Genomic DNA, 24,198 nt, shown 5'->3' with positions numbered 1-24,198 from the left:
CCAAGGCTTCCGGCATGGTCTTCTGTGGGCTCCGAACGATCGACACGCCAAAATCGCGCCAGACCGGTCGTCCGGGAATGTTTATCGGAGCGTTGCGACCGCTACAGCCAGTCGTTTCGTCACAGCCGTCAAAGTTTTGCGCCGATTAGCCCCCGATTGGGGGGCCGAGGCTTCTAGAAATTGACCGCAACGGGCGGGCTGATTAGCCTGCAAGTGCTTGTAGGTTTGGGGCTTCTGCGCATTTTGCGGCGAAATTCCGCGTGACAGAGCCGGTTCGCTCCGGGCCTAGAACTAGCGCCGCTATCCCAGATGGCAATAACGCGCCAACCTGAAACGAAGCCATTAGACTGAATCGCTGAGAATTGAGGCGCGTCGCCGAGCCTGCCCTTCCTCGGGCCCTTCCGCGTGGACGGGAGCCGCAGGGGAGAAGAAGCAGCCCCTGCGACGTGGACTTTGAGAACCCGCGCCGGTCTGGCCCCTTTGGGGAGCCGGCGGTTCGGACGGCTCGGGTCCCTTTTCTTTCGGAACAACATCCCCCACAGCAGCCATCGCTTAGGACCTCGCCGTGCGTCAATCCCGTCGCTCACACAGCAAGTCCCCCTTCCGTTACTTCGCGAGCAAGCCGGCCACGCCGCTGCGCAAGGCACCGCGCCGTCGGTCGATCGAGACGCTCGAACCGCGCCAGATGATGGCGACCGACCCGATCGGCAACCTCTACTTCGATAACCAGTGGTGGCTGTTCGCTAACGGCCAGCCGACCGAGTTCAACCCGAACTCCCCCACCGCCGCACAGACGCTCGCCGTCCCGGGTGAAGACATCAATGTGCAGCCGGCCTGGCAGCTCGCCACCGGGGCGGGCACGCAAGTGGTGATCGTTAGCGGGGCTTTCCAGCTCGACCACCCCGACCTCATCAACCAGTTCCGCACCGCGGGCTTCGGCGACCTGGACCTCGTCTCTCTCGATCCTTCCGACACCAGCCCGGGGATCGGCTTTGACCTTTCCGACTATTACGGCACAGCGCTCGCCGGTCTGATCGGTGCCGAGAACAATGGCGGTGGTGTAGTCGGTGTTGCCTATGGCGCAGAGATCGTTCCGGTACGCCTCGTGCCCGGAACGGGCGACTTCGATCTGCCGGCCGATGTGGCGGCAATCGTGCAGTCGATCCGCTTCAACACGGGCAACATCCTGCTCGACCCGAACGATCCGCGGCTGGTACCGATCGATATCGACGGCGACGGGGTGATCGATGGCAAAGGCATCGATCCGCAGAATGTTTCGGATGTGATTCTCCACACCGGCGCGTGGCAGCTTCCCAACGGCCCCGACGGCATCAATCCGCGTCAGATCGTGCCGCTCGATCCAGCGATTCGCCAAGCGCTGCAAGAGACGGCCACCGGCGGCCGCGCCGTGTGGAACGACCTTGATGGCGATAACGTGATCGACCCCGAGGAAGTTATCGCGTTGGGCACGATCCACGTTGTCCCCGCGGGCAACGATGGCGGTCGGGCTAACGCGAACCTCGCGTTCGATCCCGTTGGCAGTCTCGCTTCGAGTCAGTACGACGAACTGGCCAACTCGCGCTTCACGATTGCGGTCGGATCGATCGACTTCGACGGCCGCATCGAGGACCCCAACTCTGGTGCGCTACGCGACTACAAAGAGATGGGCACGAACGTGCTGCTGGTCGCCCCCTCGGGAACACGGCAGGTCGATATCACCTCGGGCCAAGAACTGAACTCGGGCCTGCTGACGACCGACCTGACCGGCGCCAACGGCAATAACGGCCCCGCGATCGGTTCGTTTGACCCGGACGGCGACTTCTTCACCGACACCAACTACACCTCGACCTTCGGCGGTTCCGAGGCCTCGGCGGCGCTCGTGGCGGGCGTGATCGCGCAGATGCTGGAGGTCAACCCGAACCTCAGCTACCGCGACGTGCAGCAGATTCTCGTGCTGTCCTCGCGACAGAACGACCAGTTCGACGAGTCGTGGGTGGTAAACGGCCTGAAGGTGTTCCAAGACACCCGCACCGTTCCGCAGTATTTCTACTACGACATCAACACGGACGACGATCCGAACACCGCCGAGATCGAGAACGCGATCCTGCCTGACCAGAACGGCACGAACGATCCGGCGCTGCTCTTCCGTAACCCCAACAGCATCGACTTCCGTCTGCTGAGCGCGAATCAGATCGATCCGGTTGATATCAGCATGGAAGCGGTCGCGGAAGACGACATGATGGTGCCGCTGAATCCCAATCTGGTGCCCAATCCCAATATGATGGGTGCCCCTCCTGTCCCGCTGTACGTTTTTGCACCCTTCTCGATTCGTAATCTCCAAGCGGGCGGTTTACAGGGAACCTTCGGGCTACTGACGCCGGCCATCACCGACCGCACGCCGCTTGTGTTCGAAAATGGGGCCGGTTCAACCGTTAGCTGGGGGTATGGTGCCGCGCTGGAAGAAACCGGCTACGCCCACGGCGTGCTCGACGCGGGCCTCGCCGTCTCGATGGCGGCTGCCTGGAAGGCCAACGGCAACGCCGAACGGCTCGGCTCGGAGACCACCGTAACGACCGGTATCTTCGGGGGCACGGCTTCGTTTCGATTGCAACCGTCGGTTCTCGCGCCGCTCGATACGCGTACGCCCGACCTCTACATCCCAGGCGGTCTTTCCCTCGAAGACCTCAACACGGGGTATTACAACGAATACACCAAGGGCATTGAAGTCGAGGTCATCAATGATATAAACGATGCCCCCATCGGCGAGGTCATCACCAACGCTCCGTTCTACGATCCCGATGGGTCGCGTGCCGCGGCGGGAGAATTCAACTCGAATCGCGGTGGTAACACGATTACGTTGCCGTTCGATCCGAGCATCGAAAACGGCGATCTTTCGATCGAGTGGATCGAAGTTCGGACGACGATCCAGTCGGGCGATATTGATCACCTGCGTCTAACGCTCGTCGCCCCCGACGGCACGCAATCGGAACTCAACGCCGCGCGCAAGCCCGTTGACAATCGTTTACAAATCAATCGCAACCCGCAGGGAGTGCAGGGCGCCCTGAGCCCCTCGATTGAGGTCATCGACAATTTCGTTGGACCGCACCTCATTCCCAACAGCATCCCCGGTTCAGACATACAGAACGTCGGCGCTGTTGATTCCGAGTCGGCATTTGTTGGCGGACAGGCTTGGACCTGGACCTCGAACCGGCACTGGGGCGAGCTCTTCAGCGCCGACGGTGGCGGTTGGAGCCTCGTTGTCGAGAACTACGGCTTTGGCGAGGTTCTCTTCGGCGGTCAGATCGAGGTCAGCATCCACGGCACCAAAGCGACAGGCAACCGGATCCAGGGCAAGATCGGCATCGATGACAACAAGCAGGACATCGCCGGCCTGGATCTCGACTCAAACTTCAACTTCAACCGCTACGTTGAGTTCGCGACGCTCGATATCGATCTCGATCGCAATGACGACGCCGACATGGACGGCACCACGGACAACGACTACTCAGCGCGACTCACGTTCGTTTTGGATGACGAAACGGACTCGGTCACCTACAGCGATAATCGTTATGTGACCGAGGACCCCGACACGGGAACCCGCTTCGAGTATCTGGTGATCTCGATGCAAGACTACGAGCTGATCGATCTGGGAGAGCTCAGCGCGCTCGACCCGCTGCTTCCAGAGCAAACCGCTGCCATCGCCCGCGTCAAAGCGCTGCTGGACCCGCTCTTTACCAACGCGTTCTTCACCGCCGATACGAGCTTCGTAACGGACAACCCCACCACCGCGATTGAGGAGAACGTCCGCTACCGCAACTTCGACTACAGCCAAGAGAGCTTCGCCTCGGGCGTGACGGTCGTGGCGGAGCAGTACGCCACCTATTACGACTTCGCCGGCAATATCGTCGGCACCGCCGACGCCCAGACCGGCAAAGAGCAGTTCTTCACCACCGGTAGCGACGGCAACTATTACTTCGATGTGGAGGCCACGCCCGAAGCCCCCGCGCTGCCCGCCGGACCGCTCCGCGGTGATTTTAATGCCGATGGCCGCGTTAACAACGGTGACCTGAATCTGCTGTTGAACAACTGGGGAGCCACCTCACGCCCCTCGGGTTGGGTGAACGGATACGATGGCTCGGACGGTGGCGTCAACAACGGTGAACTAGGAGATCTGCTCGGCGGCTGGGGAACGGTCGATCTACAATTTGAGGATTACTTCCTGTGGTTCGACGCCAACAAACGGATCGTCAACGGTGTCGAGGTCGTGCCCGTCTTCAGCTACGACATCTCGCTGACCGATTACCGCGGTGCCTCGCAGACGTCGGCGCTTAACGATCGGCTCTACCGCTCCGACTACTCAGGATTGGTGAACGGAATCGATGGCGAGATTACCGCCACGCCGGCGGGGACATCGGCTTCTTATCGCGTCAACATTATTGACGAAGGGTTCCGAGCGGGCGATGGTCGCACGATCATCAAGGACGTCAACTTCCTGCTCACGCCTGAACCGTCCAGCGCGGATATCGTTGGTCGCGTCTACGTGGATGCGAACAACAACAACGTGTTCGATGGCTCGGACTTCGCCGTGGCCGGCGTCGATGTTGCGATCGAGTTTGATAACGGCACGGGCGTGCAGATCGCGACCGCCACGACCGACGCCAACGGCGTCTACTCGCTCCGCCGGACCGAAGTGGGCGGGGGCGAGATGCAGATCGTTTCGATCGACCTGGGGGATATCCCCGCCGCCTTCGAGGCGTTCGATCCGGCAACCGGCATGCAGACCGTCACGCTCATTGCCGATGGCACGGTCAACGCCGACTTCCGCTTGAAGATCGCCGGTGCTGCCCCCGGGGCGGGTGCCATCTTTAGCGGAGTCGCCTACGACGACGTCAACGACAACGGCGTGCCCGACGCGGGCGAGGCGCGCTTCGCCGGCATCCCGATCTTCCTCGACGCCGACGGCGACAATCTGTTCGACTCCGGTACCGAGACCCTGGCCATTACCGACGCCGCCGGGGCTTACACGCTCATCCAAACCGTCAACGGTTCCTACAGCGTGCGTGTCGATGCCGGCGTGCCCGCGATTGTTAACTTTGAGAATCCTCTCTCGGGCGAGTACAACGGTGTCGCGGGTAGCGGACAGGTGCTCAACAACCTGAACTTCGCGCTGATCGACAACGTGGTGTTCGACTACGGCAGCCTGAACGATCCGCGTTTCCCGGTCTTCTTTGCCCAGGATGGTGCCCGCCACCGCGCGAACATCGGGGCCCCCAATCCGATCCGTTTGGGAGCTGGCGTCACAAAGGAAATCGACGCCCAGATCCCCGACGCGTTTGATGATGGCGTCACGCTAGTGACCACCGAGATCGTTTCCGGCGGGCTGATCGAATTCGATATTCTCGCCTTCGGACAGGGTGCCTCGCTCAACGCCTGGGTCGATTTCAACGACGACGGCGACTGGGACGACGCTGGCGAACACCTCTTCGTCAACCGCGGCCTCAGCTCCGGGACGACAACCAGAATCGCGGCCATCGTGACGGCCGCGGTGGACACGACCGCCACCACGCTGGCGGCTCGGTTCCGCTGGGGACCCTTCAACATCGGCTACACGGGCGAAGCGATCGCTGGCGAGGTGGAAGACTATCTCCTGCCCCGTTCCACGACCTCCGCGCTGGCGTTGGCGGGCTCGTCGAGCGGGCCCCTGCTGTCGTCGGCACTGCTCGGGGTGGATCCGTTGGGCTTCTCGCTCTCGACTTCGACCGGCTCCGCGATCACGGAGACCGTCGCCCCGGAAGACGCGACCGACTCGGCCCTGCTCCTGCTCTCTGCGAGTGGTCTGGCTGAGATAGAAGACGCTCTTCTCACCGTTATCGCTGACCAGCCCGACGAAGAGGGTGCCGTCGAAGAGGCTCTGGCCGACGCCGGGCTATGGAGCGACGGAGTGCTTGCGGGACGGGTGGCGAGGCTGCAAGTCGCCCGCGCCGGGCGTCGCTAACCCCGCCCCCCTGCGGATGCCCCCGCGGGGGGCCTGATGGGGGCCCTACGATGAGAATGATCCGCACAGGTTGTCGCGCCCCGCTCGGGCGGGGCGCGACCCGCCTGCGGAGCCGATCTTATAGGCAGCCCCAGAGCCACCGCGTGCGTTCTCCGCATCGCGGCTCCGCCGGTTCTGGCAGGAGGGCATTCTCATGGAAATGAATCGCAACCAGTTTCTATTTCTCGCCATCATCCTGGTGCTGCTGGGAATGCAGCTGCGGATGGTGCAGGCCTATGAGCTGACTCCCGAGGCGACGCGCTTTTTAGCGCAACGCGCCATGGCCAGCGCCGACCCCCTGGCGGCGATGGCCGGTGCTACTCCCGCCTTGCCGGCCAACCTGCCGCCCAAGGTTGTCCGCCCGCCCGACTGGCTGGGCTGGTCGCTGGTATCGATCGGTGCGGTTCTCTTTTTTCACAGCCTAGTGATGAGACGACCCGGTTAGGCGGGGCCAAATCCCGCTCCGGCAGCGGGGCGCGTTGACACCGGTGAGCAGAGCGATAGGATCGGTCGGTTCCAGGCCTGTGGTCCCCGCGACCGCTGGGCCGCCGCCCAGGTCCCCGCCTCGAAAGCCGTACCGCCGATGAGCACGCCGCGTCGAATCAGCATCAACGAATCGGGCGACATCTCGGTCGTCACGTTCAACGACTCCAAGATCATCGACGAACAAGAGATCCAGGAGTTGGGCCAAGAGCTCTACGACCTGGTCGAGCGTGACAATCGCGCAAAGATCGTTCTGAACTTCGGCGAGGTTGAGTTCCTGTCGAGCGCGGCGCTCGGCAAACTGATCAGCTTTGAGAAGAAGTCGCGTGGCAAGAAGGCCAAGCTCGTGCTGACCAACATTCGGCCCGAGATCTACGAGGTCTTCATGATCACCAAGCTCACGAAGCTCTTTACGATTAAGGATGACGAGGCGGACGCTCTCGCGGTGCTGTAGCCACCCTCCCAGGCCATCTGGGGCGTTCACGCCCCCCCATTCGAACCCCCTAACGCCATTAACCGGGTGCGAGGTAACTGAGCGTGACCGGGGAATGGGCGTGGACCACCGAGGCCCGTTTCGAGAGCCGACTCGGCGCGCACTTGCCCCTGCTGAACGAGGTACTCGCTCACCTAGCGCAGCTCGGGTGGGACGGGAGAGACTACTTCGGCGTGCAGATGACGCTGGAAGAAACGCTCACCAATGCCATCCGCCACGGCAACGGCAGCGACCCTGAAAAAAAGGTTCAGGTCTTGTGCCGAGTCAGCGCTGAGCGTTTTTGGATGTCGGTCGAAGATGAGGGACACGGGTTCATCCCGACCGAGGTTGCGGACTGCACTGCTGATGAAAATCTTGAGGCGCTCGGCGGGCGCGGCATGCTTCTGATTCGCGCCTACATGGAAGAGGTTTCGTTTAACGAGCGAGGCAATCGTATTACTGTCGCCACCCAGCGGGGCTACCGCCCGCCGCCGACGGAAGACGAATAACCCTTGCTCGGATTGGCGGCGTGAGCGATTCGCGCCTCCGCCGGGTGCGCCGAGGAGGGCGCTGTGGCCGTCGCTCACTTAGAAGACAATGTACTGCTCCACACGCGATCCGAGTTTATCCGGGTCGGGGCAGGGCTGACGGTGGCCGATGCGCTTGTCGAGGCGCGGCGATCGAACATCGACCAACGCGTGCTCTACTTCTACGTGGTCGATGATGAAGAGCGACTTGTAGGCGTGCTACCGACTCGCACCCTGCTGCTCAGCGAACCGCATCAGCGGGTGCGTGAGATCATGGTGCAGCGGGTTGTCAGCCTGCCCTCTTCTGCCACTTTGGCCGACGCCTGTGAGTTCTTCCTCTTGCACCGCCTGCTAGCGTTGCCGGTGATTGACCAAGCGGGACGCATGGTCGGTGTGGTTGACGTGCATGTTTACGCCGAGGAGATGAGCACAGTCGCACTGCACGACGCGGAAGAGGAAGAAGCGAACGATTTTTTTCAGATCATCGGTGTTCGTCTGGAGGAGGTCCGCCGGGCGACGCCGGCAGCGGCTTTCCGCCGCCGGTTGCCCTGGCTGATGTGCAACGTCGGCGGAGGACTTGCCGCGGCAGTGGTGGCGGACGCCTTTGAAGGAGTGCTGGCCCGCGCTGTTGCGGTCGCCGCTTTTATCCCGGTGGTTCTCGCCCTCGCGGAAAGTGTCAGCATCCAATCACTGACGCTGACGCTGCAAGCGCACCACAGCCGGGGGCGCATGCGTTTCCGGCGGCTTCTCGGGGCGATCGCCCACGAGTTGCCGGTCGGAGCTTTGCTGGGCGTTGCCTGTGCGGCCGCCATTGCCGGAGTGGCGGTGCTCTGGAAGGGGGACAGCGCCTTGGCGGTCTGCTTGCTGGCAACGATTGCTACGACCGTCACGCTTGCAACCGGTTTAGGCGTGCTCGTGCCGTTGACTTTGCACATGCTGCGAACCGACCCACGCATCGCCGCTGGACCGATCACTTTAACGCTGACCGATCTAGCGACGCTGGCGACCTACTTATCGCTCGCCGCGGCTTTGCTGTAAATCTCTGGGGCCGTGGCGGCGGTGCTCGCGAGGGCCTCATCCAGGGTCACGAAACCGTCGTTGTCGTGATCGAGCACTAAAAAGGCGCTCGCTGGACCGACATGCTCACGGCGGCTCACGACACCGTCGCCGTTGTAGTCGGCACCGCGAAACCAGCGTGGCGCTACTGCTGACGTGGGGCGTGCGCTGCCCGCAACGGGCCCTTCCATGTAGCGGTTGAGACCCGCGGCACCGCGGAGCACGGTAACATTCATCTGCCAAGGCACCTCACGAGGCTGAAGCACGCCATCTTGCCCGGCAAGGCCGAATAACTTTTCGACGGCTACCGCCAACTCAGGTTCGGCCAGTCGCTTGTCACCATTGGTATCGAGGACCCCAAAGAGCGGATCATCTCCGGCGGTAACGGTCACCCCGATTGGTAGTCGCGACCGCGCCGAGGCAAACCGCAGGTAAGCGTCCAATTCTTCGGCGTCGAGGGCGTTGTCGGCGCCGGCTCCGAATTGCTCGAAGTCAGCCGCTCCCCGACCGCTCTGCAGCGCCTGATACTCGGCGCGGGTTAGTTTGCCATCGGTGTCGTTGGCAAGAGCCGCCAACAGCGGCTGATACTCTGCCCCGAGATCGCGGGCGTTATCGATCGCCACAAAAGCCACCTTGCCGCGTGGCAACTGCGCGCCAAAACCGTTCGCGGTGACCGCTTGCAGCTCGATCGCCGGATCAACATCGTGGGGTGTCACAAGCTCGCAGCGGCTTTCGAGCGACGCTGCTTGTCTCGGGGCTCGATTTACCTCGGAACGCGAAGCTTGATCGGGCTGATCGTAGACCGATTGGCGATAGAAAACCTCCCAGCGGATCGCTGGCGGAAGCGTTGCTAGTGTACGCCACTCTTCATCGCGCAGTGCCTGATCCGCATCGCGATCAAGACGGTCGAATAAGGGTGCGGCAGCGGCAAAAGTGCTCCGGGCCACAATGCCGGTCGGGACAAGTAAGGTCAGAGCCGAACGCACATCAAGCGGATCGCTGTCGGTCCGCAGAAACAGGCCCGCGCGATAAGCCGCCCCCACGGGCGCAGTGCGTTCCTGACCCAGCTGCTGCTCTCTTTGCCGCTGCAAGTCGTTGAGTCCCAGCATCTCTTGCTGGGCGACAATCAGGTCATCATTGGCGTCGCGACCAAACAGCCGCTGCGGGGCGTTCTGTATCTCATCCGTCGAAAGCAGCCCGTCGGCATCAGCATCCAGCACCCCCCAAGTCGTGGCACCACGTGGATCGGGCTCAAAGGCCCGGTCGCCGGTCAGTCGAGGCAGCATGCGTGGCGCTACGCTATCTGCGCTGCGCTCGAGCCAAGCAAGCGCTTCCTCCGGATCGAGCATGCCATCGCCGTCGGAGTCGAAGTTGCGGCGGGCATCTTTCAACGCCGTGTCGTCAAAAGTTTGTTCTCCAAGCACGGCCAGACGACTGCGAACTTCCGTGTTTTGCAGCTCACCCCACTCGGCTTTGCCATCGTGGTTGGCATCGACCGCCTCGATTAGCGCTGCCGCAAATTCACGAACAGCCTGCTGCTGTGGAAGTCCGTCGATCGCAAGCACAAGATCGACGAGGAGCGGACCATCGGGCGTAAACAGAACAATACGCTCGGGCTTGATCGTCGTCGCCTGCGCGCTGGCAGGCGGGTCTTCTTGAGCGACCGATCTCGCAGGCAGTTGCGAATTCGCCTCTGCCGTGGCATCCGGTACCGCTGCGGATTTTGAAGACGACTGAGGCCGTTCGCTCTGCTGGGGCGTCACCGCAGGAGCCGGCGGGGGCGACGAGCCGCAACCGACCAGCGAGAACAACACCCCACTAGCAAGCACGCCGAGTAGGCCGCTGCGGCGGCCTACCCACACGCCCGATGAGCCGCTCATGCGATCGCTCACGCGAGCAGCTCCGCAATCGGCTCGGCCTCAGAGATCTTGATCGGCCGATCGCCGCCCGCAACGTTCTCGGTTGCCGGATCAATTCCCAAAGCCGCGGCAAACGTGGCGAGCACTTCGGCCACACTAACCTTGCCGTCCACCACCGTCATGCCGTCTTCGCTGGTGCTGCCGTAGGCCTGGCCCCCCGCCACGCCGCCGCCGCCCAGCACACAACTCCAAGCATCAGGGAAGTGATCGCGACCGCCCGCATCGTTGATCCGCGGGGTGCGACCGAATTCACCTATGCACAAAATGGTGGTCGTTTCTAGCAACCCACGGCTGGCAAGTTCTTGCATCAAAGTCCCCCAACCGTTGTCGAGCTCTTCCGAGAGCCGCTGAACCTGGCGGAAGCCGTCGGCATGAGTGTCCCACCCCAGGTCTTGCCCGCCCAGCGTTACTTCGACAAAAGGGACGCCCCGTTCAATGAGCCGGCGCGCTAACAGACAACCTTGCCCGAAACGCCCCCGGCCATAGGCGTCGCGAACCACCGCCGACTCGGCGTCTAGGTTAAACGCCTCCCGCGCCGAGCCCTGCATCAGCTTGATGGCTTCGCGATGAAGGCCGTCATGCGAGGCGAGAGCGCCGGTAGTCTGATCGTGCAAGAACTCGGACTGGAGCGTTTGCCAGAGCCGTTCGCGGTGCGCGAAGCGCTGGGCATCGACGCCGCCGGGCAGATCGAGATTCTCGACCTGGAGCGACGCATAACCCTCCGATGCTGCCTGCCGAGCTTCTACTGCGGCGGGGGTCCTGCGCGGGCCCAAGAAGCCCGGTCCAAAACCGCCAGCAGCAAAAGCGGGGGAAGCAATCGCGATATGCGGCGGTAGCCCGTCACGCGGTGCGGGCAGCTCCCCCGCAAGTGAGCAAGCGATCGAGGGGTAGTCGATCTCCCCGCCGGGCGCGTGCCCGGTGCGCGCAAGCTGGGTTGCGCGGGCGTGGTCTCCCTCTTTGGAAACGATCGAACGGATGACGCCCAGACGATCGGCCTGCTGAGCAAGCTTGGGCAGATGTTCGCTAAAACGCAGCCCGGGAACGTTCGTCGCGGCTTCCTTGAGGAGGCCGCCGTTGGCGTGGTCGGGCTTCATGTCGAATGTATCGAGCTGGCTGGGTCCCCCGGCCATCCACAGCAGGATCGCTTGCCGACGCGGGGCGAGTCCGGTCGCGGCGGCAGCTTGTGCAAGTCGCGGGAACCAGCCGCTGAGACTCGCCCCAACCAGCCCTAGGCCGCTGTGCCTTAGCCAATCGCGTCGGCTGATGCTGTGAGGACGCTGCATGGGGAAACCCCTGAAAGAGTGGGGGAGCTAACGGAGGATCTTCTGCCACTTAGTGGTTGAACGCCATCTCGGTCGAGTTTGCCAAAGCCCACAAAAAATCGCTTAGCGCTGCCGCACGATGTGCGGGATCGTCACCGACCGCGCGGAGATGCTCGCTAAAGATGTGGTCCTCTTTTTCCAGCGGCGGCCTGCCCAGCGTCGCCATGAAGACCAGCTCGATACGCTCGCGGTCTGACAGGTAGGGTGCCTCGAGCGCGGCAGTCAGCCCGCTCTCGGCTGGTTCAGCGGTTGCTTGCACGGTGCTGCCGTTGAGCATGACCAGCGCTTGGAGCGTGCTGCCGGTGTAGGCAAGGGGGTCTTCGCCTCCCGACCGCATCCGCTGAACGAAGGCCTCGCGGGCGGGGTTGGGGCTAAACGGATCCTCGGTGATTGCGGGGCGTGCCAATCGGCTTAACGAGTCGTAAAGCTGCTCGGCCGAGAGTCTTCGGGGGGGCATGGCCACGAAGGCTTTCGCCGGGGCCGAATCGGACTCACTCGTGCTCTGTCGCGCGTAAGCGTCGGTGAGCGCGATCGTTTCGTGCAGCCAGCGTAGATCAAAACCCGCTGCAACAAACGCATCGGCGATTTCATCGAGCAGTCTCGCGTGCGTGGCGGGATGGTGCGCGCCGTCGGCCCGGATCTCCTCGACGAGCCCGCGACCGAGCATCTTCCGCCACACCGCATTGACCGCCGCGCGGGCAAGGTACGGGTTGTCTCGCTCGGCCATCCACAGTGCGAGTTGCTCGCGACGCGACTCATAACTTGAGTCTTCGACCACCTCCCCCCCGAGCGGACGCGGGGGGATGGGTTCGCCCGCGTCATCGCCTGGTAGCCGCACCTCGCCACGATCGGAATCGATAATGCGCGTTGCTCCACCGGGCCGCATCATCGCGTTGTCGGCGCGGACACGGGCAAAGAACGCCGCATAGCCCCAAAAGTCGGTCTGCTTCCAGTCGGTGAACGGGTGGTCGTGGCATTGGGCACAGTCGAGGCTGACTCCCAACAACAGGCGTGATGAATTCGCGGCGAGCCGCTCGGGCATCAGTTCGTGGGCGCTAAAGTAAGAGGCGGGACCAAGCTGCCCCGCATCGGTCGCCACCAGCAGATCGTAGACCACGTTGTCGTAACGCACGTTGCGGGCAAACCGATCGCGCAACCAGTTCTCTAGACCGACCGCGTTGAGCCGCTGCGCGAAGTCGCCTCGGTCGGCCGGGATCAGCAGGTCAGCCCAGGTGGTTGCCAGATGCGTCGCGTAGCGGGGCGAGCGAACAAACTTGCGCACGGCCCGCGCGCGTTTTTCCAAGTCCTGATCCGCGGCATAGTCGAGCGTGTCGGAGACACGCGGGATCACGCCGCACAGATCGAGCGAAGCCCGTCGCAAGAAGCGGGCGTCGTTGGCGAGCGGGCCGGGAGTAACCCCCTGCTCACGAGCGATCGCTTCCACCAGTTGATCGATCGTGCGCGCTACTGAAGCGGGGCTGCCGTCATCAATGCCGATCGTGGCCGAGACAGTCTGAACGGTCGCGCCAAGAACGGGTTGGGGAGCCGATTGGGGAGCCAGTTGGGTAGTCGGCCCTGTGGCTTGTACCTCAGCCAAGGCGAGCAGTCCGCCAAGCGTTAGAACGATCCGTAGCTTTATTTGGCGAGTCGCCACGAAAAGTTCCTTACGGGGTTGCTGCAACGGGCTCGGACGCGAACGAACGTCCTACCCTACCAGCGACGATCCTCTCCGTGATTACAGCCTAGCGAAGGGGCGGCCCGCGCGTCTACGTTTTTCTCGGGGGGGCCTTTCTCTACCGAGGCAGTCGGCTCGACACAACCGAGCCCCCCGCCTTCCATCCGTTCTCCCGCACGATTTCCTGTTGCTCGGCAAAACAGAAATGACCAATCGCGAGATTGCGGCCGCGTTTGACACGATCGCGGACCTGCTCGAATTTCAGGGGGCCAACCCCTTCCGGGTGCGTGCCTATCGCAACGGGGCCCGCAAAGTCAAAGACGCGACACAGAGCCTGGCTGCGATCGCGACCGATCAAGGGGCATCGGCCCTCACCGAGCTCGACGGCATCGGCAAGGACCTGGCCGAGAAGATTCTCGAACTAGCCGAGTCGGGACGCCTGTCACTGCTGGACGAACTCCGCGAGCAAGTGGCACCGGGCGTGCTGGAGCTGCTGCGGGTGCCGGGGCTCGGACCCAAGAAAGCGGCGGCCTTGCACAAAGAACTGGGCATCGCCTCGTTGGAACAACTCAAAGCCGCGTGCGAGGCCGAACAGGTCCGCGCCGTGAAGGGCTTCGGCAAGAAGACCGAAGAAGCCCTGCTGGCGGGCATCGCCCACGCCGCCGCGGCCGGCGAGCGTTTGCGATGGGCCGATGCCGATCTGGTGGTGGCGCGCTTGCTGGAGCATCTCGATGCAGAACCAGCGATCCAGCGCCGCGAACCGGCAGGCAGCTACCGACGCGGCAAAGAAACGATTGGCGATCTTGATTTGCTTGTCGATATCGGCCCGGCGATGCTGCCCGATCGGGTTGCCCGCGTGATGGATCGCTTCGGTGATTTCGAGGGGGTCACCGAGACCATCGCCCGCGGCGAAACCAAAATGTCGGTCCGGCTGGAGTCGGGGCTCCAGATTGATCTGCGGATCGTTCCGAGCGATGCTTTCGGCGCGGCCCTGCAGTATTTCACCGGTTCAAAGGAACACAATGTCGAAGTGCGTGGCAGGGCCAAGGCGCTCGGACTGCGCCTCAACGAGTGGGGCGTCTTTCCGGCGGATCACCCCGACAACGATCCGGCTCACGCGGTCGCAGGCCGCGATGAAGCGAGCGTCTACGCCGCGATCAAGCTGCCCCTGTTTCCGCCCGAACGGCGCGAAGCACGCGGAGAGTTTGCCGAAGCAGAAGCGGGCGAGCTCGCGCCGCTGGTCGAGTTGTCCGACCTGCGTGGCGATTTGCACATGCACACCAGCGCCACCGACGGCGCGGCCACCTTGGACGAGATGGTCGCGGCCGCTCAAGAACGGGGACTCGAGTACATCGCGATCACCGACCACTCGCAACGCGTTACCATGGCGCACGGTTTAGATCCTGAGCGATTGCGAGCCCAGTGGCGAGAGATCGATCGAGTTAATCAGCGGTTGGCTGACGAGGGGAATGCCTTTCGCGTGCTCCGCGGCATCGAATGCGATATTCTCGAAGCGGGGGGCATGGATCTGCCCGACGATGTGCTCGCCGAGGCGGACTGGGTCATCGCCAGCCTGCACTACGGCCAGAGCCAGACCCGCGCGAAGATCATGGCGCGTCTGCTCGGCGCGATCGCGCACCCGGCCGTTGCGATCATCGCCCACCCCACCGGTCGGCTGATCAACAAACGCCCGCCCTACGATCTGGATGTCGATGAGCTGATCGCTGCTGCCGCGGAACACGGCAAGCTGCTCGAGCTGAACGCCAACCCCCTGCGTTTGGATCTGGATGACCAACACTGTGCGGCGGCCAAGGCCCGCGGCGTGGGGATTGTGATCAGCTCCGACGCCCACAGCGTAAGCGGATTCGGCGTGTTGCGGCACGGGGTTCAGCAGGCCCGTCGGGCCGGACTTACGGCCGCTGACGTCGCGAACACGCGTCCGCTAGCTGAGCTACCGCTTGCGGGGAGCGGCCAGAAATAGGCAAGCCTTGCCGGTTGCGCAGATTTTGCCGAAGACGCGGGGTCGGCGGAGCCGATTCGCCTATTTGTAGACGCGCCACGGGGTGCGCGCCTCGGTTCAGGCGATCAACGGCAGAAATGCAAAAGTCCTCCGCAACCCTCTTGCTAGCGGCCCTGCTGGGAGCCCCCTCTGGGTGCGCCTTGGCTCCGTGCGGTGCGGCGAGCGGCACTTGTGGCGGCGGGTCGGTCACGGAAGACGTGCTGGGCTATTTCCAGCGTGAGTGGCCGCTGGCCGAGGGGGCCGCTTGTGGCCCCGACAGCGACCCCTACGGCGACACGGCCGGCAACGCAGTCAGCGACGCCACAGGGTACGGACCACCGGCTCTAACCCTTGGTGCCCCGGACCAGGCCCCGCTGCTGCGCCGCCCGGCAGCGGTCAGCGAGTTTCCGGGGCCCCCCGGCCGGTTCTTTCCGGCTCCCACAAAGCCGCCCTTTTCTGCGCCGCGCGGGATGGTTCCGGCCAACTACTGATCACGGCGTGAGACGTTCTGTTGAACAGCGCGAGAACTGAGTGTGAACTTAGGCCGACTGTGAGGGCTTCGGGTTCTGCCGCTGGAGCCGGATGTGAGGGGGACCGATCTGACAACGTGCCGACCCGACCGGTCCGGCCGTAACAAGCCGCGCCATCGCACCGTGGCGCGGCTGGCTAACAGATCGCTCCCGCCGATACCCCCGCCGCCGCCGATGCGAAATTCGACAACCCGACGCCTGCACCCGATCGGCGCCGCCGGAACCTGCCTGCTCTCGATGCTGGCACTGCTTGTTTCGCCGCCGGCCCAGGCCGAGGTGTCGGAACTGCGGATGTCGCCCATCGTTCGGGCGGTCCAAAACGTCCGTCCTTCGGTCGTGAACATCCAGGGCCGCAAAACCGTTGCCGACACCGACAAGGGCGTTGCCGGGGCCACGCGGCAGGTGAACGGCATGGGTACGGGCGTGGTGGTTGATGGCCGTGGCTATGTCCTCACCAATTTTCACGTTGTGGACGGCGTTCGCCAGATTCGTGTCACGCTCGACGACGGCTCGGTGCGCATTGCCAGGCTGGTTGCCAACGATCGCAAAACCGACCTGGCGGTCATCAAGATCGATGCGGGTCGGTCGCTGCCGACGATCGAGATCGGTTCCTCGGCCGACCTGATGACCGGCGAAACCGTCATCGCGGTCGGCAACGCTTACGGCTACGAGCACACCGTCACCCGCGGGATCATCTCCGCGCTGGGACGCGACGTGCAGGTGAGCGACACCCAGTCGTACGACGACCTGATCCAGACGGACGCGAGCATCAATCCGGGCAACTCAGGTGGCCCGCTGCTGAATATTGAAGGCCGCATGGTTGGGGTCAACGTCGCGGTGCGGGCCGGCGCTCAGGGGATCGGGTTCGCGATCCCCGTGGACGACGCGCTGAAAGTGACCGCCAATCTGATGAGTGTCGAGCGGCTTGAAAGCAAGTGGCACGGTGTAACGACCGGTGTCGCCCGCGACGGCGCGGTAACGGTCAGCGGCGTTGCCAAGGGCAGCCCCGCGGCCCGCTCGGGCATCCGTGTGGGCGACCGGATTGAACAGGTTGCCGGGGCACAGGTTCAGCGTTCGCTCGACGTGGAGCGTGCTCTGCTGGGCCAGCGCGTGGGCGAGGCCCTGCCGGTGGCTGTTCGTCGCGGAGAGCGTCGTCTGGAACTGCGGATGGCACTCGCCCAGCGGGGGGCCGACAGCCCTGTTCTCGACACCGAGCCCATTGCCGTTGCTGCTGACGAAGACGATGCCGCCTGGGAAGTTCTCGGCCTGGCGCTCGACGTCGAGCCGCGTTCAACCTTTGCTTCTCTGAACACGAAGTATCGCGGCGGCATGCGGGTGCTCGATGTCCGTGCCGGCAGCCCGGCCGCCCAAAAGGGGATCGTCGCGGGCGACATCCTGGTGGGCATGCACCGCTGGGAAACCGCCTCTGAAGATGATATCCGCTACATCGTCACCAACCGCACGCTGGCTACCATGCCGGCCGTGAAATTCTACGTGCTGCGTGACGGTGAGACGCTGTTCGGCGAGATGCCCGTGGCAAGCGTCCGCTCAGCGGCGGTCCGTCGCTAAAGCAGACGCTGACCGCAAGTACGACGCCGGCCGCTCGATAGGACGGTGGCGGCTGGGCGGAGCGGCGGTGTGGGTTTACGCTGCCGGGCATGGAACACGACTTCGTCCGCTGGCTATCGAGCCACCTGCCCAGCTCGCGGCGGCTGCGGCCGGGCATCGGTGACGACGCCGCGCTGGTGGCTTTGGATACCCCGCAGGTTGTCGCCACGGCCGACCTGCTGATCGAGGGGGTCCACTTCCTCAGCGCTAAGCACACGCCCTCTCAGATCGGCTACAAAGCCTTAGCCGTCAATCTGAGCGATCTAGCGGCGATGGCAGCGCAGCCGCGGGGCGCGCTGGTGAGCCTCGCGCTGCCACGCGGAGCCGATCCCCGCTTGGGTCAGCAGATTATCGAGGGCATGCTGCCGCTCACTGAACGCTGGGACTGCCCCCTCGTGGGGGGCGACACCAACACGGGACCCGGCCCGCTGGTGGTGGCGGTCACGGCCCTCGGCGAGCCCTCTTCCCGCGGAGTGGTGCTCCGCAGCGGCGCTCAGCCGGGCGATGTGCTCTGCGTGACGGGCCCGCTGGGCGGCAGCCTCGCAGGCAAGCATCTCGACTTTACGCCCCGCGTGTCGGAAGCCCTCGCGCTGCACGCGGCGTTCTCGCTCCATGCGATGCTCGACATCAGCGATGGGCTGGCGCTCGATCTGCATCGGATGGCGGTTGCCAGCGGGGTCGGTGCTCTGCTTTACGCCACGGCGATCCCCCTCACTCCCGCCGCGCATCAAAGCGCCGCAGCCAGCGGCCGAACAGCGCTCGACCACGCCCTCGCCGATGGCGAGGACTTCGAGCTGCTTTTTGCGCTGCCGCCGGAAGAGGCCGCGCGCTTGCAGCCCGGCGTCTTTCCGCAGGCCTACCCTGTGGGCGTGATAACGGCAGAGCCGGGCCTGTGGCTGGAGGATGCTGACGGCGTGAAACAGCCCCTGCAGCCAATGGGGTACGAACACCAATGAACACGCAGACTATCGCGATCGCCTGCGAAGCCGATACCGAAGCACTCGGCCAACGCCTGGCGGCCACGTTGCCGGTCGGCAGGGTCGTCTCGCTCGTCGGGCCGCTGGGGGCGGGCAAAACCCGGCTGGTGCAGGCGATCGTCCGCGCCCTGGGTGCCCACGACGAAGTCACGAGCCCCACGTTTGTGCTCGTCAACGAGTACACCACGGGCCGCGTGCCGGTGTATCACTTCGACGCCTACCGTCTGAAAGACGACGATGAGTTCTTGGAACTGGGTGCGGACGAGTACTTTACCGTGGGCGGGGCCGCGGGGCCGGGCCTGTGCCTCGTCGAGTGGGGCGACCGCGTCACGCATCTGCTCCCCCCACAAAGGATTACTATGCGGATTGAATTGGGCGCGGGCGAGGCGCGCACGATAACGATCGCAGGGCTGGAGCTGGCTTAGCGGGGTAGCAACGACACATGTCCGCGGGCGATCATGCTCGCCGTAAGCCTCATTCCTGGCGTGCAGGGTGCCAGGCTCACCCCGGAAGGAGGTGATCTTGCGAATCACTACCGCCGTCGCGGTCTCACGCGCTTCGCTTACGGTATGACCCCAAGCTAAGCACCCCGGCGGCTCGTTATCAGCCTACCGGTAGCGCGAGAGTTGAAATGGGCTGCGGAGTTGCCGACGAGGCTTTACCGCATCATGCTGGCGAACGCGGCAGGGTCGTCGAGGCTGGCGGCCATTTTGGCGAGGGCTTCGGTCTCGATCTGACGCACGCGCTCGCGGGTGAGGCCCAGCCGCTCGCCGATCTCCTTGAGCGTCTTCGGCTCGCCGCCGCCCAGGCCGAAGCGGAGCTTGAGAATCGTCGCCTCGCGCTCGTCCATCTCCTTGAGCATCGCGAGCACGTGACGGAGCGAATCGCTCTCCAGGAGGCGCTCGTCCGGCGCAAGCTGCCCCTCGTCCATGACCATGTCGCCCAGCGTCCATCCGGCATCGGCCTGATCGGTTTGGGGCGTGGCGTTGTAGATCTTGATCGCCTTCTTGATGATCGGCAGCTTCTTCTTCGGCAGACCCAGCACCCGGGCGATCTCTTCCGGAGTCGGCGTGCGGTCCAGCTCTTCGGTCAGCCGTGCCGAGGCACGCCGCCACTTGCTCAGCAGTTCGACCATGTAGGCCGGTATGCGGATCGTTTTGCCCGTGTTGATCAGGGCCCGCTTGATCGATTGCTTGATCCAGTAGCTGGCGTAGGTGCTGAAGCGGGTGCCGACCGCCGGGTCGAAACCCTCCACGGCACGCAGCAGCCCCAGATTGCCCTCTTCGATCAGGTCCTGCAGCCCGAGGCCCTTGCCGGTGTACCCGCGGGCGATGTTGACCACCAGCCGTAGGTTGGCGCGGACCATGCGGTCGCGGGCGGCGAGGTCGCCCGCGCCGATGCGGACGGCCAGCTCGCGCTCGTCGGCGGCGGTGAGCAGTGCGGTCTCGTTGATCTCGCGCAGGTAGGTCTCCAGTGGTGACTGGACACTCGCGCTGGCGGACGGACGTTTCTTGGCGACGGGCATAGTCGTGGAGGAGTCGCGGGGGCGGGTGCGGTTCCAACCGAGGCAGCTCGCTACGATTCGTGCAGAGCCTTCCCGGTGTCCCGCGGTGCGGGGTGCTAGCAAGGCATATCGACGCCTGCTGAGGGAAATCTGCACGACGAGGCAAACCGGGCGCCGTGCGACGCTTGTGCGTGCTGCACCGGCCGCACCAAAGAAAACGACGCCGCGGGATAGGTCCCGCGGCGTCGTGAAGGTTGTAGCGATGGTCCCGCCTGGGCGGGCTAAAAAGCCGTCGACGATCAGTCGGCGGACTCTTTCTCCGTGTCTTCGGCTGCCGCTGCGGCTGACTCTGCGGCATCGTCGGCAGCATCGTCTTCCGTGGAGGCCGACTTGAACAGCGGGCCGTCTCCCGAGCCGACGCCTCCCTTGAGGTTGCCGGCCGCGGCGATCGAGGCAGCGGAAGGCTCGGCCGCGACAGCGACCTCTTCGGCCTCAGCGGCTTCCTCGGCCCAATCGACCCGCTTGCGGCTCAGACCGATCTTGCGATCGTTGATATCGACCCGCAGAACCTTGACTTCCATCTCGTCGCCAACGGCGCAGATTTCTTCGGGGTTCTCGATCTTGTCTTCCGAAAGCTCGGAGATGTGCAGCAGGCCTTCCAGACCGTCTTCCAAGCCGACGAAGACGCCGAAGTTGGTGATCTTGGTGACCTTGCCCTTAACCAGCTCACCGGGTTGGTAGCGGTTGGGGATGTCGTTGACCCACGGGTCCTCGTCGAGCTGCTTGAGCCCCAGGGCGATCCGGCGACGCTCGGTATCAACCGAAAGCACCTTGCACTTGAGCATGTCGCCCTTCTCGACCGCCTCGCTCGGGTGGCTGACCTTGCGGGTCCAGCTCATGTCTGAGACGTGCAGCAGGCCGTCGATGCCCTCTTCGATCTCGATAAAGGCACCGTAGTTAGTGAGATTGCGCACGCGGCCCTCGACCTCTTGGCCGGGCGGGTAACGCTCGGCGACCTTGTCCCACGGGTTGGACTGGGTCTGCTTCATGCCGAGCGAGATTTCTTGCTTCTCTTGGTTGATGCCGAGCACCACCACTTCGACGGTGTCGTCGACCTGCACGAGCTCGCTCGGATGGCTGATGCGCTTGGTCCAGCTCATCTCGGAGATGTGCACCAGGCCCTCGATGCCGTCTTCCAGCTTGACGAAGGCACCGTAGGACATGACGTTGACCACCTGGCCCTTGATGCGGGTGCCAACGGGATAGGTCGCGGGGACCTTCTCCCAGGGGCTCGCGCTCTTCTGCTTCAGGCCCAGCGCGATCTTCTCACGCTCGTAGTCGATGTGGAGGACCATGACCTCCAGCTCGTCTTCGATCTTGACCATCTCGCTGGGGTGGCTGATGCGGCCCCAGCTCATGTCGGTGATGTGCAACAGGCCATCGATGCCGCCCAGATCGACGAAGGCACCGAAGTCGGCGATGTTCTTGACAACGCCCTTGCGGAGGTCTCCCACCTGCAGAACCTTGAGCAGGTCCGATTTCTTGGCGGCGCGTTCTTCTTCGATCAACGCGCGACGGCTCACAACGATGTTACGCCGCTCTTCGTCGATCTTGAGAACCTTGCAGTCGATCTCTTTGTCGAGGTACTCGCCGATGTCGTGCGGGCGACGGATATCGACCTGGCTCGCGGGCAGGAAGACATTGACGCCGATATCGACCAGCAAACCACCCTTGATCTTCCGCTTGACCGTGCCGGTGACGACGTCTCCTTCATGGACCTTCTCCATGACGGACATCCACTGCTCGATCTTCTCCGCCTTGCGCTTGCTGAGGACCAGCATCCCGCGGTCATCGTGACGACCCGCGACGTCCTCAACGTTTTCAACCAGCACGCGGACGGTCTGTCCGACTTCCGGCGGCGGCTCTTCGGCAACCGGTGTGTCGTCGTCTTCGCTATCGCTGCTGTCGTAGTCGTCGTCGCCGTATCCGTATCCGTATTCGTCTTCGATGATCTCCGGCTGCCACTCAGACAGCGGAACCAAGCCTTCGCACTTGTAGCCGACATCGACAACAACGAACTCACCGTCCACACGGACGATCTTGCCCTCAACAATCTGGTTGATCGAGACATCTTCGCCGGCAAGCCATGAGGCCTCGTCCGGGGCCTCTTCGCCCATGACGGCGAGTAGTTCGTCTTCGTTGACGTCGAATTCGCGAAGCAGGTTGCGATTGACCATGAAGCTATGTGTTACAGGGGGGGTAGGGATCGCGTACCGAGAGTCGGCCCGAGAGTGCCGCGGCAGGGCTGCCGAGGCAGCCGGCGCGGGGCGATCCGCAAAGGCTAAAGGAATCGATGCGATCGCGCTGAGTCCGATGGACACCATCGGCGGCGATCGCCAAGCTCCGAACGATATCAGCTATCGCGATGGCGCACAACAGCGGCACCGCAGAAGAGATGGGGCAGAAGGGGTGGGGCAAATCGCTGTCAGGGCTCTTGGCGGCGGCAGCTGGTGCGGCAAGGAGAGTGGCCCCGGCCCGATTCTTTGGACCCGCGCAACAAAAAGGGGCCTTCTTAGCGGCGGTTAAGGGCTTGGGCACCCACCATCGCCGTCGCTATCCGTTCGCGAACCAGCGTTAGCAGATCGTCGTCGCCGAGCTCGGCGACCTCGGCAGGGCCGATCGGCTCGCCATAGTGCATGGCGATCCTGCCAGTCAGACGCGGGGCCTTCGCTCCGCGCGGCCAAACATGGTACGGGCCATCGAAACCGATCGGTGCCAGGGTCGCTTTGCTGCGGCGTACCAGGGTCAGAAAACCGGGCTTGAGCGGCTGCAGTTCGCCGTCGGGGGTGCGGGTTCCTTCGGGGAAAACGAGGACAGCCCCCCCCAGTTTCAAACGCTTGAGGGTCGCGCGGAGGCCCGCCAAACCGCTCCCGTCGCGATCGACAGGCACGGCATCGTAGGAGCGGATCAGCCAGCCTAGCGGGCCCTTGAAGAGCGTATCACGCGCCAGGTAGCTCAGCTGGCGCCGTGTCGCCCCGCCGACCAGCGGCGGGTCGAGGTGGCTCTGATGGTTGGCCACCAGTACCACCGGGCCCTCCATCGGCACGCGCCGCTGGCCCTCGATCCTGAGCCGATAAACCAGTTTCGCCACGCACCAGATGGCCGTGCTCGTCATGCCGTACCAAACCGCCTTCGCCAAGCCGCGACGGTAGGTAGGTAGCGGCTCCAGGGGCTTGTCTACCGAAGGGCTCATGACGGATCACCCTGCTGAGGCATTCCGCTGGCGTGGGCGGAATCCTGCGGTCGGCAGCGCTCGACGATCTCCAGCAGCCGATCCACCACCGCAGCTGGAGAAAGCCCGTCGGTCGAGACCTCAATCGCGTCGGGCGCTTTGACCAGGGGACCGTGTGTCCGCGTGCAATCGCGTGAGTCGCGTTGCTGCTGCTTTTCGAGCACTTCGTGCCGGGTCACATGCTCGCCGCGAGCGACGAGGTCCAAGAAGCGGCGTTCGGCTCGAACCCCCTCGCTCGCCGTCAAGAAAATCTTGCACTCGGCATGGGGGAAGACCACGGTCGATTGGTCACGGCCTTCAGCGACCACGTCGGTCTCGTTGGCCCATTCGCGCTGCCACTCGACCAAGCGGGCTCGCACCGCGGCGTTATCGGCCGCGTAGCGGGTAGCGGTGGTGATTTCGAACGTGCGAACCGCCCGGGTCACATCCTCGCCATTGAGGAGCACCCGAGCACCGTCCAGCGTGATTTCAACGTCCGCTGCGACCGCGGCGAGAGCCTCTTCATCTTCCAGATCAACCCCACGACGAACCGCCGCGAGCGTCACCGCCCGATACATCGCCCCGGTGTCTAGGAAGCGGAAGCCAAGCCGTGCGGCGAGCGCACGGGAAGCGCTGCTCTTTCCAGCCCCGGCGGGGCCGTCGATGGTCACGATCATTCCAGAACGACGGGCAGCGACTCGGACGGCGGCGGTTTGGCAAATGCCAGGAAGCGATCAGCCTAACACGCTGGGACGCTTCCCGACCACCCGCCCCGCAGGACCTGTCCGGCTTCTCGGAGCCCGCCGGCCGCAGGCAGCCCG

At 64.0% G+C, this 24,198-nt stretch carries 17 protein-coding genes; 10 read left to right on the top strand and 7 right to left on the bottom strand.

All coding sequences use genetic code 11. From position 1 onward, the window contains the following. Nucleotides 1-565: 565 nt before the first annotated feature. The 5 genes from Pla111_RS01105 (at nucleotide 566) to Pla111_RS01085 (ending at nucleotide 8,554) form a co-directional block, all read left to right on the top strand. Nucleotides 566-5,995 (top strand): S8 family serine peptidase, encoded by a 5,430-nt coding sequence (locus Pla111_RS01105; protein ID WP_146570552.1) that lies wholly within the window; start codon nucleotides 566-568, stop codon nucleotides 5,993-5,995. Nucleotides 5,996-6,188: 193 nt separating this feature from the next. Beyond that, on the top strand, nucleotides 6,189-6,479 hold the full coding sequence (locus tag Pla111_RS01100; RefSeq protein WP_146570550.1) for a hypothetical protein: 291 nt from the start codon (nucleotides 6,189-6,191) through the stop codon (nucleotides 6,477-6,479). Nucleotides 6,480-6,617: 138 nt separating this feature from the next. Then, nucleotides 6,618-6,971 (top strand): STAS domain-containing protein, encoded by a 354-nt coding sequence (locus tag Pla111_RS01095; protein ID WP_146570548.1) that lies wholly within the window; start codon nucleotides 6,618-6,620, stop codon nucleotides 6,969-6,971. Nucleotides 6,972-7,054: 83 nt separating this feature from the next. Further along, nucleotides 7,055-7,498, top strand: a complete 444-nt coding sequence (locus Pla111_RS01090) for an ATP-binding protein (protein ID WP_197524651.1) — start codon at nucleotides 7,055-7,057, stop codon at nucleotides 7,496-7,498. A 63-nt stretch (nucleotides 7,499-7,561) separates the two neighbouring features. Beyond that, nucleotides 7,562-8,554 carry a magnesium transporter gene (locus tag Pla111_RS01085; RefSeq protein ID WP_146570544.1) on the top strand — a complete coding sequence of 331 codons (993 nt, stop codon included), beginning with the start codon at nucleotides 7,562-7,564 and terminating at the stop codon, nucleotides 8,552-8,554. Here Pla111_RS01085 and Pla111_RS01080 read toward each other — a convergent pair. Genes Pla111_RS01080 through Pla111_RS01070 form a run of 3 tightly spaced genes read right to left on the bottom strand, consistent with a single transcriptional unit; the run spans nucleotide 8,524 to nucleotide 13,467 of the window. Beyond that, nucleotides 8,524-10,464 (bottom strand): hypothetical protein, encoded by a 1,941-nt coding sequence (locus Pla111_RS01080; protein WP_197524650.1) that lies wholly within the window; start codon nucleotides 10,462-10,464, stop codon nucleotides 8,524-8,526. The two genes, Pla111_RS01085 and Pla111_RS01080, sit on opposite strands and share 31 nt — an antisense overlap. Beyond that, entirely contained in the window at nucleotides 10,461-11,774 is a 1,314-nt protein-coding gene (locus tag Pla111_RS01075; RefSeq protein WP_146570540.1) for a DUF1501 domain-containing protein, read from the bottom strand. The genes Pla111_RS01080 and Pla111_RS01075 overlap by 4 nt, the downstream gene beginning before the upstream one ends. 49 nt (nucleotides 11,775-11,823) lie before the next feature. Then, nucleotides 11,824-13,467 carry a DUF1549 domain-containing protein gene (locus tag Pla111_RS01070; RefSeq protein ID WP_197524649.1) on the bottom strand — a complete coding sequence of 548 codons (1,644 nt, stop codon included), beginning with the start codon at nucleotides 13,465-13,467 and terminating at the stop codon, nucleotides 11,824-11,826. A 226-nt stretch (nucleotides 13,468-13,693) separates the two neighbouring features. On the opposite strand from Pla111_RS01070, the gene polX reads away from it, so the two are divergent. The 5 genes from polX to tsaE all read left to right on the top strand — a co-directional run bounded on the left by polX (nucleotide 13,694) and on the right by tsaE (nucleotide 19,027). Further along, nucleotides 13,694-15,469, top strand: coding sequence for a DNA polymerase/3'-5' exonuclease PolX (polX, locus tag Pla111_RS01065; protein ID WP_146570536.1), 1,776 nt, complete (start codon nucleotides 13,694-13,696; stop codon nucleotides 15,467-15,469). A gap of 116 nt (nucleotides 15,470-15,585) precedes the next feature. Beyond that, nucleotides 15,586-15,978 carry a hypothetical protein gene (locus Pla111_RS01060; RefSeq protein ID WP_146570534.1) on the top strand — a complete coding sequence of 131 codons (393 nt, stop codon included), beginning with the start codon at nucleotides 15,586-15,588 and terminating at the stop codon, nucleotides 15,976-15,978. A 213-nt stretch (nucleotides 15,979-16,191) separates the two neighbouring features. Further along, nucleotides 16,192-17,586, top strand: coding sequence for a trypsin-like peptidase domain-containing protein (locus tag Pla111_RS01055; protein ID WP_231930537.1), 1,395 nt, complete (start codon nucleotides 16,192-16,194; stop codon nucleotides 17,584-17,586). A gap of 89 nt (nucleotides 17,587-17,675) precedes the next feature. After that, a complete protein-coding gene (gene thiL, locus Pla111_RS01050) occupies nucleotides 17,676-18,581 on the top strand; it encodes a thiamine-phosphate kinase (RefSeq protein ID WP_146570532.1) in 906 nt (301 codons plus the stop codon). Continuing rightward, nucleotides 18,578-19,027, top strand: a complete 450-nt coding sequence (gene tsaE / locus Pla111_RS01045; protein ID WP_146570530.1) for a tRNA (adenosine(37)-N6)-threonylcarbamoyltransferase complex ATPase subunit type 1 TsaE — start codon at nucleotides 18,578-18,580, stop codon at nucleotides 19,025-19,027. The genes thiL and tsaE overlap by 4 nt, the downstream gene beginning before the upstream one ends. Nucleotides 19,028-19,260: 233 nt before the next feature. Here tsaE and Pla111_RS01040 read toward each other — a convergent pair whose 3' ends face one another. The 4 genes from Pla111_RS01040 to cmk all read right to left on the bottom strand — a co-directional run bounded on the left by Pla111_RS01040 (nucleotide 19,261) and on the right by cmk (nucleotide 24,054). Continuing rightward, nucleotides 19,261-20,127 (bottom strand): sigma-70 family RNA polymerase sigma factor, encoded by an 867-nt coding sequence (locus tag Pla111_RS01040; RefSeq protein WP_146570528.1) that lies wholly within the window; start codon nucleotides 20,125-20,127, stop codon nucleotides 19,261-19,263. A 278-nt stretch (nucleotides 20,128-20,405) separates the two neighbouring features. Next, nucleotides 20,406-22,343, bottom strand: a complete 1,938-nt coding sequence (locus tag Pla111_RS01035; RefSeq protein ID WP_146570526.1) for a 30S ribosomal protein S1 — start codon at nucleotides 22,341-22,343, stop codon at nucleotides 20,406-20,408. Between the two features lie 335 nt (nucleotides 22,344-22,678). Beyond that, on the bottom strand, nucleotides 22,679-23,359 hold the full coding sequence (locus Pla111_RS01030; protein ID WP_146570524.1) for a lysophospholipid acyltransferase family protein: 681 nt from the start codon (nucleotides 23,357-23,359) through the stop codon (nucleotides 22,679-22,681). Continuing rightward, a complete protein-coding gene (cmk, locus tag Pla111_RS01025; RefSeq protein WP_146570522.1) occupies nucleotides 23,356-24,054 on the bottom strand; it encodes a (d)CMP kinase in 699 nt (232 codons plus the stop codon). Before cmk ends, Pla111_RS01030 begins: the two co-directional genes overlap by 4 nt. Nucleotides 24,055-24,198: the final 144 nt, after the last annotated feature.

This window comes from Botrimarina hoheduenensis, from assembly GCF_007859815.1.
Lineage (GTDB): Bacteria > Planctomycetota > Planctomycetia > Pirellulales > Lacipirellulaceae > Botrimarina > Botrimarina hoheduenensis.
Note: the sequence above shows the minus strand (reverse complement) of the source record. Positions and strands in the feature narration are given on the sequence as shown.

Coding starts and splice junctions, on each gene's coding strand:
- Pla111_RS01100 (WP_146570550.1), top strand. CDS start 6,189: ATGGAAATGAATCGCAACCAGTTTCTATTTCTCGCCATCATCCTGGTG.
- Pla111_RS01095 (WP_146570548.1), top strand. CDS start 6,618: ATGAGCACGCCGCGTCGAATCAGCATCAACGAATCGGGCGACATCTCG.
- Pla111_RS01075 (WP_146570540.1), bottom strand. CDS start 11,774: ATGCAGCGTCCTCACAGCATCAGCCGACGCGATTGGCTAAGGCACAGC.
- polX (WP_146570536.1), top strand. CDS start 13,694: ATGACCAATCGCGAGATTGCGGCCGCGTTTGACACGATCGCGGACCTG.
- Pla111_RS01060 (WP_146570534.1), top strand. CDS start 15,586: ATGCAAAAGTCCTCCGCAACCCTCTTGCTAGCGGCCCTGCTGGGAGCC.
- Pla111_RS01055 (WP_231930537.1), top strand. CDS start 16,192: ATGCGAAATTCGACAACCCGACGCCTGCACCCGATCGGCGCCGCCGGA.
- thiL (WP_146570532.1), top strand. CDS start 17,676: ATGGAACACGACTTCGTCCGCTGGCTATCGAGCCACCTGCCCAGCTCG.
- tsaE (WP_146570530.1), top strand. CDS start 18,578: ATGAACACGCAGACTATCGCGATCGCCTGCGAAGCCGATACCGAAGCA.
- Pla111_RS01040 (WP_146570528.1), bottom strand. CDS start 20,127: ATGCCCGTCGCCAAGAAACGTCCGTCCGCCAGCGCGAGTGTCCAGTCA.
- Pla111_RS01035 (WP_146570526.1), bottom strand. CDS start 22,343: ATGGTCAATCGCAACCTGCTTCGCGAATTCGACGTCAACGAAGACGAA.
- Pla111_RS01030 (WP_146570524.1), bottom strand. CDS start 23,359: ATGAGCCCTTCGGTAGACAAGCCCCTGGAGCCGCTACCTACCTACCGT.
- cmk (WP_146570522.1), bottom strand. CDS start 24,054: ATGATCGTGACCATCGACGGCCCCGCCGGGGCTGGAAAGAGCAGCGCT.